The 13,915-nt window shown below is 69.3% G+C and carries 13 protein-coding genes and 1 pseudogene; 9 read left to right on the top strand and 5 right to left on the bottom strand.

Features of this window, described 5'->3' with window-relative positions; all coding sequences use genetic code 11:
- Positions 1-79 precede the first annotated feature (79 nt).
- On the top strand, positions 80-1,066 hold the full coding sequence (locus tag KLK06_RS54725) for a Dyp-type peroxidase (protein WP_214643823.1): 987 nt from the start codon (positions 80-82) through the stop codon (positions 1,064-1,066).
- A 179-nt stretch (positions 1,067-1,245) separates the two neighbouring features.
- Here the strand turns inward: KLK06_RS54725 and KLK06_RS54720 are convergent, their stop codons facing one another.
- The 4 genes from KLK06_RS54720 to KLK06_RS54705 form a co-directional block, all read right to left on the bottom strand.
- Positions 1,246-2,106 carry an aldo/keto reductase gene (locus KLK06_RS54720; RefSeq protein ID WP_214643822.1) on the bottom strand — a complete coding sequence of 287 codons (861 nt, stop codon included), beginning with the start codon at positions 2,104-2,106 and terminating at the stop codon, positions 1,246-1,248.
- 215 nt (positions 2,107-2,321) lie between these two features.
- Complete coding sequence (locus KLK06_RS54715) at positions 2,322-2,960, bottom strand: hypothetical protein (protein ID WP_214643821.1); 639 nt, start codon at positions 2,958-2,960, stop codon at positions 2,322-2,324.
- 257 nt (positions 2,961-3,217) lie between these two features.
- A complete protein-coding gene (locus KLK06_RS54710) occupies positions 3,218-3,625 on the bottom strand; it encodes a hypothetical protein (protein WP_214643820.1) in 408 nt (135 codons plus the stop codon).
- A 455-nt stretch (positions 3,626-4,080) separates the two neighbouring features.
- On the bottom strand, positions 4,081-5,010 hold the full coding sequence (locus KLK06_RS54705) for an AraC family transcriptional regulator (protein ID WP_214643819.1): 930 nt from the start codon (positions 5,008-5,010) through the stop codon (positions 4,081-4,083).
- A gap of 82 nt (positions 5,011-5,092) precedes the next feature.
- Here KLK06_RS54705 and KLK06_RS54700 point away from each other — a divergent pair, with 82 nt between their 5' ends.
- From KLK06_RS54700 to KLK06_RS54670, 7 genes are all read left to right on the top strand, one after another.
- A complete protein-coding gene (locus KLK06_RS54700) occupies positions 5,093-5,821 on the top strand; it encodes an SDR family oxidoreductase (RefSeq protein ID WP_214643818.1) in 729 nt (242 codons plus the stop codon).
- 144 nt (positions 5,822-5,965) lie between these two features.
- Positions 5,966-6,988, top strand: a complete 1,023-nt coding sequence (locus tag KLK06_RS54695) for a hypothetical protein (RefSeq protein WP_214643817.1) — start codon at positions 5,966-5,968, stop codon at positions 6,986-6,988.
- A gap of 507 nt (positions 6,989-7,495) precedes the next feature.
- Positions 7,496-8,287 carry a S1C family serine protease gene (locus KLK06_RS54690; RefSeq protein WP_214643816.1) on the top strand — a complete coding sequence of 264 codons (792 nt, stop codon included), beginning with the start codon at positions 7,496-7,498 and terminating at the stop codon, positions 8,285-8,287.
- A 59-nt stretch (positions 8,288-8,346) separates the two neighbouring features.
- Positions 8,347-9,336, top strand: coding sequence for a MoxR family ATPase (locus KLK06_RS54685; RefSeq protein ID WP_250907522.1), 990 nt, complete (start codon positions 8,347-8,349; stop codon positions 9,334-9,336).
- Positions 9,337-9,339: 3 nt separating this feature from the next.
- Positions 9,340-10,224, top strand: a complete 885-nt coding sequence (locus KLK06_RS54680) for a DUF58 domain-containing protein (RefSeq protein ID WP_214643815.1) — start codon at positions 9,340-9,342, stop codon at positions 10,222-10,224.
- A gap of 34 nt (positions 10,225-10,258) precedes the next feature.
- Positions 10,259-11,209, top strand: a complete 951-nt coding sequence (locus KLK06_RS54675; protein ID WP_214643814.1) for a VWA domain-containing protein — start codon at positions 10,259-10,261, stop codon at positions 11,207-11,209.
- Positions 11,210-12,262: a VWA domain-containing protein gene (locus KLK06_RS54670; RefSeq protein ID WP_214643813.1), complete on the top strand. Its 1,053-nt coding sequence runs from the start codon at positions 11,210-11,212 to the stop codon at positions 12,260-12,262.
- A gap of 317 nt (positions 12,263-12,579) precedes the next feature.
- Here the strand turns inward: KLK06_RS54670 and KLK06_RS61095 are convergent.
- Positions 12,580-13,053, bottom strand: a pseudogene (locus KLK06_RS61095) (IS110 family transposase); the annotation flags it as partial.
- 213 nt (positions 13,054-13,266) lie between these two features.
- On the opposite strand from KLK06_RS61095, the gene KLK06_RS54660 reads away from it, so the two are divergent.
- A complete protein-coding gene (locus tag KLK06_RS54660) occupies positions 13,267-13,815 on the top strand; it encodes a transposase domain-containing protein (RefSeq protein WP_214643812.1) in 549 nt (182 codons plus the stop codon).
- Positions 13,816-13,915 lie beyond the last annotated feature (100 nt).

Here is a 13,915-nt window from a genome sequence, read left to right as displayed (position 1 = left end):
GCAGTGAATTGATGGGCCGAAATCGGGGAAAGGTTGCGGCGCAGGTTACGGTGAACCCCAATGCTGGAGGAGGGGCGGCATGGCGGAACTCGCGGACGCGCTCCCACAGCCGGTGCTGAGCCCGCTGACCAGAGCGGCGATCTTCATCGTCGCGACGATCGATCCGGATGGCGAACCTGCGGTCCGGGACCTCCTCTCCGACCTGGCGGGTCTGCAGCGGGCCATCGGCTTCCGGGCGCCGGACGACACGCTGAGCTGCGTCGCCGCCATCGGCTCTCATGCCTGGGACCGGCTGTTCGGCGGCCCTCGTCCCGTCGAGCTGCACCCCTTCCGCGAACTGGTCGGAAGCCGGCATCATGCCGTGTCCACCTCCGGTGACCTGCTGTTCCACATCCGGGCCCAGCGCCTCGACCTGTGCTTCGCGCTGGCAATGGAGATCATGAACCGGCTCGACGGCGTGGTGACCGTCCGCGACGAGGTGCACGGGTTCAAATACTTCGACGTACGCGACCTGCTCGGCTTCGTCGACGGGACGGAGAACCCCGTCGGTCCTGACGCGCACGCGGCGGTCCTGATCGGTGACGAGGATCCCGAGTTCGCCGGCGGGAGCTACGTCATCGTGCAGAAGTACCTGCATGACCTGCGCGCGTGGAACGCCCTGCCCGTCGAGGCGCAGGAGAAGGTGATCGGCCGCAGGAAGCTGACCGACATCGAACTGGACGACGCCAGCAAACCGGCCGACTCGCACGTCGCCATGACCACGATCGCCGACGCCGACGGCACCGAGCGCCAGATCCTGCGCGACAACATGCCGTTCGGCGCCGTGGGCCGCGGCGAGTTCGGCACGTACTTCATCGGCTACGCCCGCACCCCCACGGTCACCGAGCGGATGCTGGAGCGGATGTTCCTCGGCGCCCCACCGGCCGGCCACGACCGGATCCTCGACTTCTCTACGGCTGTGACCGGCACGCTCTTCTTCGCCCCGAGCGCCGATTTCCTTCAGGACCTGCCGGCTCCCCCGAACAGCGGGACCACAACCGACGCGGACCCCTCTCCCCGCGACTGACGTCCCAACCACGGCCGACGGATCCCTCTGACTCGAAGAGAGGCACCGCGCGAGGTCGGGCACCCGTCAGCTCCGGCAGGCGGCCTCGGCGACACGGGCCGGCGCCGGGCGCGAGCCGCACTGTTACCGCGCCAGATCAGCCGGCCCAGCTCGCCGGGGCCGAAGCGATGACCAGCCGGTCACGACGGGAGAGTCGCCAACTCCTCACTCGTCAGGACGAGGTCGGCCGCCGCCACCGAGTCGATGATCGTCTCGGGCCTGCTGGCACCGGGGATCGGGATCACCACCGGACTGCGGGCCAGCTCCCACGCCAGGCACACCTGCTGCGCCGAAACCCCGCGCGCCGCGCCCACCTGAGCGAACACCGCGTGCTTGTCCCCCAAGGCGCCCACGTTGCTCATGCCGCCCAACGGCGACCACGGCAGGAACGCGATACCGAGTTCCGCACACACGTCGATCTCCGGCTCGCTGCTGCGGAACCTGGGCGAGTACTCGTTCTGCACGCTGGCCAGCCGGCCCCCGAGGATCTCGTGTGCCAACCTGATCTGAGCGGGATCGGCGTTCGAGATGCCCGCCATCCTGATCTTCCCGGCGTCGAGCAGGGTCTTGAGCGCTCCGATCGTCTCCTCGTACGGCACGGCCGGGTCAGGCCTGTGATGCTGGTACAGCCCGATCGCCTCGACGCCGAGCGCCTTCAGCGAGCGTTCACATGCTTCCACCAGGTAGTCGGGCCTGCCGTCGACGTCCCAACCACCGCGCGGCACGCGGGTGTGCCCGCCCTTGGTGGCCACCAGCACGTCGCCGGTGTCGCCGCCGTAGGTCGCCAGCGCCTTGGCGATCAGCCGCTCGTTGTGCCCGACCTGATCGTGGGAAGGCGTGTAGGCGTCGGCGGTGTCGATCAGCGTGATGCCCATGTCAAGGGCGGCGTGCACTGTCCTGATCGACTGCTCTTCGTCCGGCATGTGCCCAGCGACCGACATCGGCATGGCGCCAAGCCCGATGGAGCTGACATTGGTCTGACCGAGTGTGCGTGTATTCATGCCCGACATCCTGCAAGCTGGAGTCGACTCCAGGTCAAGCCCAGTGGCCACCCGCTCGTCGTGAACGTCTGCCAACACCGTCTGAGATTTCCTGTACTTGCCCAAGCCCGTGTGGGTTGAGTGTTGCGGGTGGCGTAGCGCGACCACAGCCAGTTCCGTACTCAGCAAGGAGGAGTGAGTCCGCCCCATTTCTACGACAGTTCAAGATCTTTCAATCACGCCATCCACTGGCTCTTCTTGGGCTTCGGGAGGTCCGGGTGGTCGAGCAGCCACAGAAGATAGCGCGCCCGTAAGCGGAAGATCTCTACAGGATCGTCGGCCAGCCCGGCCAACAGCGGACGTAGTCGTGCGCCGCCGATCGCCCTGGCCAGCACGGCATATCGCACGTCCTCGCAGCGATGCTCCCGCCGTACGGCCAGGCAAACCAGACCCACGAGTTGATCGATCACCTCGGCCGGCAAATACGGCAAGGCCATGGTCAGGTTCTGCAGAGCGCCACCCTTCAGCCCCCAACTCTTGGCGGCGGACATCCACTCATCTGGATAACGGGACTCCCACTCCAGGTAGAGCAGGAGGTATTTGAGCCCACCCCAATGGGCGTAGGCCGTAACTGGGACGTACTCCCAGAACGCTTCCGGAAGCCTTCTGTCCCGCTCGGCACTCCATCGGGACAGCGCCTCGGCACCTGCCGATCCCTCGTCCTGCCATACCTCGTTGAAATCCTCCAACGCTCGGTCGCGCCGCTCATCCGAAGCCCGCAAACAGCCTCGGGCCCACTCCCTGCGCGCTGGATCGCTGGAGACCAGCTCCAGCGCCCACCCAAGACGCTGATCCCACTCTTCAACAGACTGCACAGCCTCAATATTGACGGAGCTTCCGGCCCCTGGTGCGGAATGCTCGCACCTCCTGCGCAGTGGGAGGCAACGGCGCCCTCTCCCCTGGGATCATCACGGCGCCGCTTCGATGCGAACCCCGGTAGGGCGTGCCGCTCCTGGTCATCGGATGCCGCCCGGTTGCCGCGACGGTGACCTCCGGTGATATCTGTTGCGCTCTCGCGTCAGCGGGTTCGCCGACTTTGCACTGACTCTGGCCAGCCTCTCCGCGGGGCTGATCAGCCGCCGTCCGCCGCCTTTCCCTGCCGCCGACGAATACGGCGGATGCGCTTGCGACCAGCTCCCGGATCGTCGATGCCCCGCCTCACCCGACGCTCGATACGCCCCTGCAAGATCTCACCAAGGGGTGCGTCGCGGAACTTCTTCCAGCGCTTGGGCCGCCTGACGTATAGACGCTCTTCGGCAACTCCGCTCGACTGCTCGTCGGCGGGGCCCCGGGCAGCTTCGAGAATCTGATGATCACGATGGCGGTTGGCCCGATGAGGTATCCGCTTGTTGCGCCGGATGTTCTTGCGCGAGCTCTTGTCATTCTCGCCATAGTCGTTGCGACGATCTTTTGTGTAGCTCAGCCGCTTCTTCTCCTGTGGAGTCTTCCTGCGCTTCCCCAGAGGCGTGTTCCGACCCATGACTCCTCGCTCCGGTCGCTCAATCCGGTGATCAACGGTGACAGGCATCCCATCAGGCCGGCAAGGCGTTATCGCCCACACCCGGCCCGAACGTCCGATGTGCTGCCTGACGATCTCCCCAGAGGCGGCTTCCTCACGCAGGGGCCGCGCATGTGGGTGAGCGTGAAGTCGGCGCGGGGACTTCGCGGTGATGCCGCGGGGTCGGGTTTCAGGGTGTACCAGATCGGGTCGCCGTCGCCCGGGTCGTGCGCGTCTCCGGGTTGCGCGCGTTGAGCTGGTGAACGGGGTCGAGCATGATGCCGCTGCCGTACCAGCCGCCGCCGAGGACTGCGGCGAGCTTTTTTGTCTACACCGTAAACGCTCAAGTTTACACTGTATACAAAGATGAGACGTGACGGCTGTTTCACCCTCGAAAATGTTCGATGGCGGGCAATACGCTCCGGCCGTACGGCCGGTCAGAAGGAGCCGCGCCAGGCTGAGGGCGTGCGTCCGCGGGCGCGTTTGAACGCCACGCTGAACGCGAACGGATCCTGGTAGCCGACCTGGCGGGCCACAGTGGCGACGGTCTGCCGGGTGTCGCGGAGCAGATCGGCCGCGAGGGTCATGCGCCAGTCGGTGAGATAGCCGAGCGGCGGCTGACCGGCCAGGGCGGCGAAGCGCTGGGCGAAGGCGGCGCGGGACATGCCGACCTTGGCGGCCAGTGAGGCGACCGTCCACCGGTGGGCGGGCTCCTCGTGCATGAGCCGCAGCGCCTCGCCGATCGCCGGCTCGGTCAGCGCCCGGTACCAAGCGGGCGGCGTCGCCTCCGGCCTGGTGCACCAGGCCCGCAACGCGATCACGAAGATCAGATCCAAGAGCCGGGCCAGGACCGCGTCCTGGCCCGGCTCGTCGCTAGCGGCCTCCGCGGAGAGCAGATCGAGGGCCACCCGGGTACGCGGCCCCGCGGGCACGACCGCCAGCGGCGGAAGCAGGCCCAGCAGGCGGGAGGCCACGTCGCCGTGCAGCTCGTACGCGCCACGGAGCATGGTGGTGGCCCCGGACAGATCGGCGCCATACGTACGGGGGGCCGGCATCGGGTGGGGCTCCGCCGGTGCGCCGGTGGGGAGATACTTGCGTCCGTCCCGGATCACGAACTGAGGGGTGGTCGCCGGGGCGTCCGAGATCGTGTACCCGCCGGGGGCGGTGATCAAGGCGATGTCACCCGCGGCAAGGCGCGTGGGAGCGGAATCCCCGAGCCGGATCGAGGCATGGCCGCCGAGCGTGGCCGCGACCGTGAGCGGCGGCGCGTCGGCGTACGTCATCCCCCACGGAGGCCGCTGGATCAGCCGCCTGACCAGGGCGTTCTGCGCGCGGGCGCGGTGCAGCAAGTCCGTCAGCACGTCCACACGCTGAGCTTAGACGATCACAAAGGTATTTCAGATGTTCTCCCATGGATCGTCTAGGCGCCGGTGAGGTTGGCTGGACGGCATGACGAAATCCATCGCAGTGTTCGGAACCGGTCCAGGCGTTGGCCAGGCCATCGCCCGCCGATACGGAAAGGAAGGGTACGACGTGGTCCTGGTCGCCCGCCGCCAGGAACCCTTGGACCTGCTCGCCCGGGATCTGTCCGCCGATGGCATCACCGCCCACGTGATCACCGCCGACCTCGACCAGACCAGCGCCGTCCCGGCGCTCGCCGAACAGATCCGCGCGAGCGTCGGGAACCCCACGGCTCTCTATTACGGCCCGGTCCCCACGGACCCGGCCTTCGTTCCCGCCGTCGACCTCACCCCGGAGCTGCTTCAGGACCGTATGCCGATCACGATGTACACGCTCCTGGCCCTGGTCCGGGAGTTCCTCCCCGCCATGGTCGAGCGGCGCGACGGCGCCATCCTCAGCGCCCAGGGGGCCGCCGCCGTCCGGGGCCGACCGAACATGAGCGGCTGGCCCACAGTCCTGGCCGCCCAGCGGAACTACCTTCAGTCGCTCGCGGCCGAGGTCTCCGGCAAGGGCGTCTACGTCGGCATGCTCTACATCGGCGCACGCATCGCGGGCACCCCCTTCGACGCCGATTACCAGCGACGCCGAGCCCAGGGCGAACCCGTGCCCGACATGGCCGCCGCCGACCCCGCCGAGCTGGCCGACATCCTCTGGGACATGCACGCCAAGCGGGATCGGCACGAAACCGTCGTCCCCGTCGGCCTCCTGGATGGATAACACCGAACGTCACCTGGCTGTCCACGATTCATGACCGCCAGGTATGCGGCGGCCCGGTCGTACGCCGCGCCTGCGACCCCCGCTCAGTCGAAGGTCATCCGCTACCCTGACTCGGATTGATCGTTTCCGGGAGAAGGCGCCGTGATGCAGGGATCCGCAGCAGAGGCGCTATCCCTGGAGGCGGCGGCGCTGCGCTTCGGCGCGGTTCTGGCCGCGTCCGGACCGGTGATCCTGACGGCCTTCGGGGTGGGCAGGCAGAGCGTCGGCTGGTTCTGTTCCGCGACGGGCTCCCATCCGGTGGAAGGTCCGTACGCGCTGGAGAATGTGCCGGGAGAGCTGCTGTTCTGGGGCGTTCTCCTGCTGCCGGTCGTCGTGGCCGGCCTTCTCCTGCGCGGGTCTCGTCGGGCCACGCTCACCGCCGTCGCCGCGGTCGGCACCGTACTCGTGTTCGGGCTCGTCACCGCGCTCCTCCTGCCGGGCCCCGACCCATGCACCGGGCAGGAACGCGCGGTCGTCCTGCCCTGGCCCTTGATCGTCTGCTATCCGGTGGCCGCGGGGGCGCTGATCCTGGCGGCTCGGTCACCCCAGCACCGGAGACCGTACAGGATCATCCTGTGGGCGGGGGCCGCAGGCGCGGCGGCGTGGGTGGCGATGTTCCAACGCTGCGTGGCCACATACGACATGCGGGTGGTCAGCGTCACCTTCCTGGAGATTCCGGAGTCGCCCTGGGACGGCCTCGCGTGGTGGTCCGGCGAGGCCGACCGGATCGGTTTACCGGTCGTTCTCGTCGCATTGGCGGCGGCCACGAGAGCCACCACTTCCCCCCGATGGGGACGCTTAAGCGGCACCGCGGCCGCGGCGGCACTTCTCCTCTTCCCGCTGCTCGACGTCGCGATGTACATCAGCCAGGACAGCGGCGACTTCGAGCTGCCTTTCGCCGATTCGGTGCGGTGGCAACTGGTTGTCGCGACCGTCCTCGTCGCGTGGGCCGCTTGGAGCCCCCGGGTGCGGATCTCCTGGGCCGGGATTGGCCGCCTGGCGCGAAGCATGATCCGCGGCCAGTCGAAAGGCATGATTTCCGGACGGGCAAAGAATCTCGCCGTCGCAGTTGCGATCGCGGCCGCCAGCGTCTGGCTGGTCGTCTCGTCCTTCACCCCGACGCGGTAGGAGGGCCTCGATTCGGGAAACGCGTCCCCCAGGCGCGGGTGCTGACCGGCGGTCATGCCGTGCACGCTGCACAAGTGCGGCCTGCCATCCCTGCCGCGCTCACCCGACCAAACCGACCTGTGTCTGCGCAACCTGAGGCACAGGGCTGAACGCACATTGAGCGCCTGCTCGCTAGTAGAGCCACTTCTCGCGGTGGCGATGCCTCGTAGGCTCCGGCTCATCGCCCCGTAGCAGAACCAGCCGGACGCGCTGTCGGGCCTTCCGCTCTGCGATGCCCTTGTAGGAACCGCCCATGTCGTGTCTGTAGCGGCGGCCGTCCTGCTTCTGGACGCGCAGCGGCATCGTGTTGTCCGTCCGGCTCACACGGGGATTTTGGCAGCCGCTCAGGTACGGCCGCCACGAGCGGTCAGCAGTGATGCCGCGCGCGTTGGGCTGCCGGGACCGTTCTCAGGGAGTTCACAGGTGGAGTTTGTAGCACTTTCGACTGAGATTGATGAGCATGGGGTGATGGAGCGCGTGCCGCAGGAGGCTGGTGCGGCCACGGCTCAGGGAGCCATGGCCGGGAGGGCTCGGCGGTTTGTCGTCGGGGGCGGCGCACTTGTCGTCGTGGCGGTGCTGGCGTACTGGCTGGGAAGCGGCGGTGGGAACGGCGAAGCGGCCGCGCCCAGGCCGAGCGCCACGCCGACGCCCAGTGCGACGCTCACGGTGCCCGACGTCTACAAGAGGGTCGGGCCGTCGGTGGCGGTCATCCAGGCCGGGAAGTCGCTCGGAACCGGGGTGATCGCGGCCGAGGACGGGACGGTTCTGACGGCGTACCACGTCGTCAAAAGCGTCGTCAAAGGCACCGTGGGCGCCACCGTGACGTTCGCTGACGGCACCAGGACGAAGGCCGTTGTCGTGTCGTCGAACCCCAAGCGCGACGTCGCGACCCTCAAGCCGGCGAAGCTGCCGGAGATCGTCGTCCCGGCGACGCTCGGCGGCGCCGTGGCCGTGGGCGCGCCCGTCGTGGCGATCGGCAATCCGCTGGGCCTGACCTACAGCGTCTCCACCGGCGTGGTGTCGGGCCTGAACCGGACCACCAAAGACGGCGACCTGGGCGGGCTCATCCAGTTCGACGCCTCCGTCAACCCGGGCAGCTCCGGCGGTCCCCTTCTGGACGCTCGCGGCCTGGTCATCGGGATCGTTGTCTCGATCGCCGACCCGGGAGGCGACGAGGCGTTCGCCGGCATCGCGTTCGCGGTGCCGATCGGCGCGGCCTTGGGCAGCGAAGGCGACGGCCCGGGCGGGCCCAAGATCTGACCGAAGCGCCACCACGACTTCAAGCGTCACGACCGAAGCGTCACGAGAAGGAACGCCATATGACCTCGACCAAGTCCCCCGAGTCGGCCCATCCGCTCGAACATGTGCTGTTCGAGGTCAAACGTACGATCGTCGGCCAGGACGTCCTGTTGGAGCGCATGGCCGTCGCGCTGATCGCCGACGGCCATCTGCTCGTCGAGGGTGTGCCGGGCCTGGCCAAGACGCTCGCGGTGCGGTCGCTGGCCGCCGCGATCGCCGGGAGTTTCCAGCGCGTGCAGTTCACCCCCGACCTGGTGCCCGCCGACCTCGTGGGCACGCGGGTCTACCACCAGCACTCCGGGGAGTTCCGGACCGAGCTCGGCCCGGTGTTCGCGAACCTGCTGCTGGCCGACGAGATCAACCGCGCCCCTGCCAAGGTGCAGAGCGCCCTGCTGGAAGTGATGCAGGAGCATCAGGTGACGATCGGCCGTGAGACGTTCCGGGTGCCCGAGCCGTTCCTGGTCATGGCGACGGAGAACCCGATCGAGTCGGAGGGCACCTACCCGCTGCCGGAAGCGCAGGTCGACCGTTTCATGATGAAGGTGATCGTCGACTATCCGACGCAGGCCGAAGAGCAGGCGATCGTCGACCGGGCGCTGCGTCCGCCGGAGCCGCCGCAGCCGATGGTGACGGCCGAGGACCTGATCGCGATGCGGGCCCGCGCTCAGGAGGTGTACGTCGATCCGTCGATCGTCGACTACGCGGTACGGCTGGTCTCCGTGACGCGTTCCCCCGCGACGGCCGGGCTCGGCGAGCTGGAGCGGTACGTCACCTACGGGGCGAGCCCGCGGGCGTCCATCGCGCTCGTCACGGGCGCCCGGGCGCTGGCGTTCCTGCGCGGCCGCGACTACGTCCTGCCGAACGACCTGTCCGAGCTCGCGCTCGACGTGCTGCGCCACCGCCTCGTGCTGTCCTTCGAGGCCCTCGCGGACGACGTCGACGCCGACACGATCATCACCAGGGTACTCGGGGCCGTCCGGGCACCCGCCGTCGTCCTGCAGAACCGCTGAGCCATGACCACCGCCCCCGAGAGGCTCCTGCTCCGCCTGGAGTGGAAGGTCGTCCGCAGGCTCGACGGCCGGCTCCAGGGCGCCCATCGTACGGCGCACCGCGGTTCCGGGATCGACTTCACCGGGTTGCGCGCCTACGGCGACGGCGACGACGCCCGGCACATCGACTGGAACGTGACCGCACGGCTGAACGAGCCGCACCTGCGGGTGTTCACCGAGGACCGCGAGCTGACGGTGTGGCTCGTGCTCGACCGATCGGCGTCGATGGCGGCCGGCCGGCCGGGGCGCGGCAAGCACGACGTGCTCGCCGAGCTCGCGCTCGTCCTGGCTCGGCTGTTCGGCCGGGGCGGCAACCGCGTCGGCGCCCTGCTGTTCGACACCGGGATGCTGCGCGTCGTGCCGCCCGGCACGTCCCGGCGGCACGCGCTGCGGATCGGCGCCGAGCTGCGACGCACCGCCGAGACGCGCGGCGGTGCCACCACGGACCTGGCGGAGATGCTCGATGCGGCCGGACGGCTCGCCCGCCGCCGCGCACTCATCGTCGTGCTGTCGGACTTCATCGGCGACGGCGACTGGGAGCGCTCGCTCCAGCGCCTTGCCCGGCGGCACGAGGTGGTCGCCCTGCGGATCGTGGACACGGCCGACGACGTGCTGCCCGAAGCCGGGTTGATCGTGGTCGAGGACGCCGAGACCGGCGAGCAGCTCGTCGTCGACTCCGCCGACCCGCTGTTGCGGGTCCGCTTCCGTGAGGCCGTCGACGCCCGCGACGACCGGCTCGCGGCGGGCATGCGCCGGGCCGGGGTGCCCGTCCACCGCATCGACACCGACCGCGATCTGGCCGAGGCGCTCGTCGAAGTCGTCGCCCGTACCCGGGACCGGTCGTCATGACCGAGTTCGTCGCCCGTACCTGGGACCGGTCGCCATGACTCTGTCCTCCCCGCTGCTGCTGGCCGTCGGACTGCTCGTCACGGCGGCGCTCGCCTGGGCGACCGTCGTCTCGGCGCGCCGCCGGACGGCGGCGCTCGCCACGGCCGGCGTCGCTGTTCCGGGCGGTCGCCGGGGGTTCCTCGGAATCGGCCTGACGATCGCCGGCGTCGCCGTACTCGCGATCGCCACCGCCGGACCGGCGGCCGTGCTGCCGGTCCTGCGGACCGGGGGCACCGTCATCCTCGCCATCGACGTCTCCAACAGCATGGGCGCCGACGACGTCGCGCCCACCCGGCTGGCGGCCGCGCAGCGGGCGGCCCGCGCGTTCGTGGCGGCGCAGCCCGACAGCGTCGACATCGGAGTCGTCGCGTTCGAACAGGGCGCGTTCACCACCGCACGGCCCGACGCCGACCACTCCATCGCGCTCAAGGCCATCGACCGGTTGAAGATCGCCGGCGGCACCTCGCTGGGGACGGCCATCACGGCCTCGCTGACCGCGATCACCGGCAAGCCGGTGGCCATCGGCCGCGACGGCACCGCGCCCGACATCGGCTACTGGCCGTCGGCGACGATCGTGATGCTCTCCGACGGCCAGAACCAGGGCGCGAACGTCGAACAAGCCGCGACCGTGGCCCAGAAGGCGGGCGTACACATCCACACCGTCGGCGTCGGCACCACAGCCGGGGCGACGGTGAAGGTCGACGGCTACCTCCTGCAGACCTCGCTCGAGGAGGACACCCTCACCTCGATCGCGCGGACCACCGGCGGCGCCTACCACCCCGCCGCCGACGCCGCGCGCCTCGACGGGATCGCCGACACGATCGATCTGCGGCTCACCGTCTCCGACGAGCCACTGCCCCTCGCCGGCGGGCTGATCGGTCTCGCCCTCGCGCTGCTCACCGGAGGAGCGGCGCTCACCGTGCTCCGGTCTGGACGGGTGATCTGAATGTCATTCTCATGGCCGTGGGCGCTGCTGTCGGTCTTGGTCATCCCGCTGATCTTCGCCATCCGCGAGTGGGCACGGCGTCGCCGCCGCCGGGCCGCCGTGCGCGTCACCTCGATCGCGCTCGTACGGAGCGCCCTGCCCGGCCGTACGCGCTGGACCCGGAAGATCCCCCCGGCACTGTTCATCGCCGGGCTCACCCTGCTCGCGGTCGGCGCCGCGCGACCGCAGGCCTCGGTGCCGGTTCCGCAGACGTCGGCGACGATCCTGCTCGCGCTCGACACCTCCCGCTCCATGTGTTCCACGGACGTCGACCCCAACCGCATCACCGCCGCGAAGAAGGCGGCCGCGGACTTCATCGAGTCGCAGCGGGGCGGGCCGCGCATCGGCCTGGTCACCTTCGCGGGCACCGCGGGTCTGCTCGTCCCTCCCACCGACGACACCGACTCGCTGATCAAGGCGCTGGACAACCTCACCGTGTCCCAAGGCACCGCGATCGGGCAGGCCATGCTCGCCTCGATCGACGCGATCGCGGACGTCGACCCGTCGGTCGCCCCCACCGGGGCGAACCCCGGCGACGGTGGCGGAGGCGGGTACGCCGCGGCCGCGATCATCGTGCTCACCGACGGCGCCAACACCCAGGGCGTCGAACCGAAGATCGCCGCCCAGGAGGCGGCCCTGCGCCGCGTCCGGGTCTTCCCCATCGGCTTCGGCACCACGAACCCCGCCCGGAGTGTCTGCGACAACTCACAGGTCGACGGCGGCTGGGGCGGCGGCGGCTTCGGTGGCCGCGGCGGCTTCAACCGGGGCCGCAACCTCCTTACCATCGACGAGCCCGCACTCAAAGAGATCGCCCAGACCACCGGCGGCTCCTACCACCGCGCCGAGAACGCCGACCAGCTCCAAAGCGCCCTCGACGCCCTGCCCGGCAGCTTCACCGTCATCCGCCAGCGGGTGGACACAGCCGCCGCCTTCGCCGCCGGCGGCGGCATCCTCATTGTCGCGGCCCTGTCTCTGTCTCTCTGGTGGAACCGACCCCGGATCCCGACCCGCTGACGGTAGCTGTAGCCGGAACGTCTCAGCGGTCCCCGGCCGGTTCGCGGCCGTCCACGTCCGCTGGCCGCGGCGCGGACCGGGGCGGCGTAGGCGGCCTTGACAACCTCGGGCCAGCTCAGATGCTCAGCTCGCAACGCCGCCTGGAGCGCGGCGACCTTGCTCGCGAGATTGCGACGACGCGCCCGCTTGAGCACCGCGCCGATTTGCGCGATCGTCAGCTTCGCGGCCGAGGCTGGGTCCGGCGCCTGACTCAATAGTTCCAGCGCGTCGGCAGCGCTCAGGTCGTCGAACGCCTCCAACGCGGCGGGGAAGTACTCGCGCAGCGCATGCCGCAGCCGCTGGGTGTGTCGGGTGCGCTCCCAGATCAGCATCCCATGTGCGTGGGTGACCACCTTGATCGCCATGGCTTGGGCGCTGTCGCCGGCCACGGTGCGCAACTGGTGAGAATCGGTGCGGACCATATCGGCCAGCACGTGAGCATCGCTGGCGTCGCTTTTGGCGCCCGACACCGTATGCCGCTCGCGGTAACGCGAGGCCTGCAGCGGGTTGATCGCGAACACACGGTAACCTGCCGCGATCAGCGCCTGCACCCACGGGCTCCGGTCGGTCTCGATCCCGATCAGCACCTGGACGGGAGCGTCCTGGTCGAGGTACTCGGCGAGCATTGCGTGCAGGCGGGTCATGCCCGCCACACCCTCCGGCAGTCGGGCCTTGGCCAGCCGGCGGCCCGAGGCGTCCATCACCTCGATGCCATGGTGATCTTCGGCCCAGCCGTCTCCGACAAACGGCAAATGCTTCTCCCTCCTCGGCTGTCGCTCCTTGACGGCAGCCGTTCGGGAGAGCCATCAGCAACCTAATGAATCAGTGCTCACGCCCAGATGGCGGGCGCGACATCCCATCAGCGATCAACTCACCCGGTCACCGGCCCAATGCCGTTTAGTTAGCGATCTTGCTGGTAGCGTCGATCGATGATCTTGGCGGGTGAGTTAGGCGGTCCGGGTCGGTTGACGGATCTGGTGGCGGTCGGCGCGTTGACATCGCTGATCCCTCGCCAGGCCCTGGACGCGGCCATCGCCGCACACGAATGCCGGGAGCGGCGGGTCCGTAAGCTGCCCGCGCACGTGGTCGTCTATCTCCTGATCGCGCTGTGCCTGTTTCCTGACGATGACTACGAGGAAGTCGCCGAGAAGCTGACCGGGATGCTCGCGTTCGCGCCGGGCTCGCAGTGGGAGCCGCCGACGCGAGGTGCGGTGACCCAGGCCCGGCAGCGGTTGGGCGCCGGGCCGGTCAAGGAGGTGTTCGAGCGTGTGGCCCGCCCAGCCGCCTCCCCGACGACGACGGGCGCCTGGCTCAACTGCTGGCGGCTGATGGCGATCGACGGATTCGTGCTCGACCTGCCCGACACCCCGGCAAACCTCGAAGACTTCCCCAAGGACAGCGCGGGCGGGTATGAAACCGCATTCGCGCAGGCCCGCGTCGTGGCCATCAGCGAGTGCGCCAGTCACGCGATCGTCGCGGCGGATGTGGGCTCTTCGAACTTGAACGGGGTTTGAGGTTCCGCGGAGTGCAGGGGGCTTGAGAGAGCTCGTGGCTCTCGGTGATCCTTCTTGTTGTCGAAGCAAGAAGATCACAGCAGAGAAGCCACGAGCATGG

This window comes from Nonomuraea sp. NEAU-A123, from assembly GCF_018603905.1.
Lineage (GTDB): Bacteria > Actinomycetota > Actinomycetes > Streptosporangiales > Streptosporangiaceae > Nonomuraea.
This window is presented reverse-complemented; position numbering and strand designations above follow the sequence as displayed.